3 protein-coding genes are annotated in these 1,645 nt (G+C 61.8%); 1 reads left to right on the top strand and 2 read right to left on the bottom strand.

Annotation, left to right across the window (positions count from 1 at the left end; all coding sequences use genetic code 11):
• Positions 1 to 296: 296 nt before the first annotated feature.
• Positions 297 to 515: a PspC domain-containing protein gene (locus tag ACYVDE_RS22060; RefSeq protein ID WP_241934193.1), complete on the top strand. Its 219-nt coding sequence runs from the start codon at positions 297 to 299 to the stop codon at positions 513 to 515.
• 155 nt (positions 516 to 670) lie between these two features.
• On the opposite strand, the gene ACYVDE_RS22055 is transcribed toward ACYVDE_RS22060, so the two are convergent.
• Positions 671 to 985 carry a hypothetical protein gene (locus tag ACYVDE_RS22055; RefSeq protein ID WP_460503690.1) on the bottom strand — a complete coding sequence of 105 codons (315 nt, stop codon included), beginning with the start codon at positions 983 to 985 and terminating at the stop codon, positions 671 to 673.
• Between the two features lie 137 nt (positions 986 to 1,122).
• The coding region (locus tag ACYVDE_RS22050; protein ID WP_460503689.1) for a glycosyltransferase family 2 protein at positions 1,123 to 1,645 on the bottom strand (523 nt) is incomplete at its 5' end.

Here is a 1,645-nt window from a genome sequence, read left to right as displayed (position 1 = left end):
GAGCACCGGCGGACGGGTGCTCACGAGGCGGCCGGTTTCGGCCTGCTTCAGCACCTTGGGCAGGGGCGAGCAGGCAGCAAGCCCGGCAAGAGCGGCCAGCAGGCCGGGGGCCAGCGGCCGCAGAGAAAGTGGGAACAAATTGTGCAACGCAGAAAATAAAATCCAGCCCTACCAACGAAAAATCCGTTGAATTAGTCGATGCCGGGCCGGCGAAATTACGCCGTCTGCCTTGTCCCCGCCCGGCAAATGCCTTATCTTAGCCCAAGCAAACTGTTTTTCGCTAGCCGATTTTGCTCATGAAACGCTTCACCGACTACCTCGAATCGCAGTCTTTCGGCCTCTGCTCGGCCCTGGCCCAGAAGTGGGGGTTCAGCACGCGCAGCGTGCGACTCTCTTTCGTGTATGCCTCGTTTTTCACGTTCGGCTCGCCCATCGTGCTCTACTTCGCAGGGGCGTTCTGGATGAATGTGCGCCGGGCCATGCGCCAGCAGCGTAGCACGGTGTGGGATTTGTAGGGCCACAGCGCGGCGTTGTTATGCGTTAGCTCCAGCGGGGCGAAATGTTGTCAGCGCGAAACGCAAATTGAAATTTCAAAGCCCCGGCGGGGCGGCACTCGCTTAGTGAGTACCGCCCCGCCGGGGCTTTTGCTTGTTAAGATATGATGGCCCTACTACGGCGTTGTTTTATCCGGTTCGGGGGCAGCATCCGGCTCTTTGGCATCGGGCGGCAGCAGGCGCGGGCCTTCGGCGCGGCGCTTGGCCTGGCGTTTGGCTTCCTTGCGGCGCTGCCGCTCGTCGTGCTTGGGGTTGCGCTTTTTGGTTTTGTGCTTGTCGGCGTGCTTGAGGCGCTTATTGGAGTGCTCCGACTTCTTGGTCTTCGACTTGTTGACGTGCCCGATGCGGTGGAACCACTGCGCCGCCGCCGGGGCAGCCGCGGTGAGCACCAGTAAGAGGCTGGCGAATAGCAGGAGCAGCGGTTTTTTCATTTGGGATTACAGTGGAAGTCAGGCCGGCAAAGTTACTGGCAGCAGGTTGTCATTCCGACGCAGGAGGAAGCTGGGATATTTTTGGAAACTATTCTCCAGAATCCTCCTGCGTCGGAATGACAACCTATAACGATACGCTATTTCAGGCCCAACTCGGAGAACTTACGCTTGCCGCGGGCGAAATACGCCCACACCAGGCTGCCATCGTATACCCCGGCCCGCTCCCGCACGCGCAGGTGCGGCTTAGCCGCCGCGCGCCGGGCCCGCCAGTAGCCCAGCTTGGCGTAGAAGCTGAAATGCGCCCGCAGCACCGCCCAAAAATTGCCAAATTCACCCGCGGCCAGAAAGCGTAGCCCCGCCACTCCATCGAGCACGAGGCGCTGAAACAGCGGGCCGAACAGCTCGCCGGGCGCGGCGTTTTTGAAGAGTAGCGCCAAGCCGTTGCGGAAGTTTAGGTAGGTTTTGCGCGGGTTGGTTTTGGGCAGGGTGCCGCCGCCCACGTGGTGCACGGCGCTGCCGCCGTGGTACCACACCTCGTGCCCCGCGTTCTGCAGGCGCCAGCAGAAGTCGATTTCTTCCATGTGCGCGAAAAAGGCCGGCTCGAAGCCGCCCAGCTCCAGCCAGGCGGCGCGGCGCACCAGCACGCAGGCCCCACTGGCC

It is taken from the genome of Hymenobacter agri (assembly GCF_054778495.1).
Note: the sequence above shows the minus strand (reverse complement) of the source record. Positions and strands in the feature narration are given on the sequence as shown.

Excerpts from the sequence above, each read along its gene's own strand:
- ACYVDE_RS22060 (WP_241934193.1), top strand. The coding sequence starts at position 297 with ATGAAACGCTTCACCGACTACCTCGAATCGCAGTCTTTCGGCCTCTGC.
- ACYVDE_RS22055 (WP_460503690.1), bottom strand. The coding sequence starts at position 985 with ATGAAAAAACCGCTGCTCCTGCTATTCGCCAGCCTCTTACTGGTGCTC.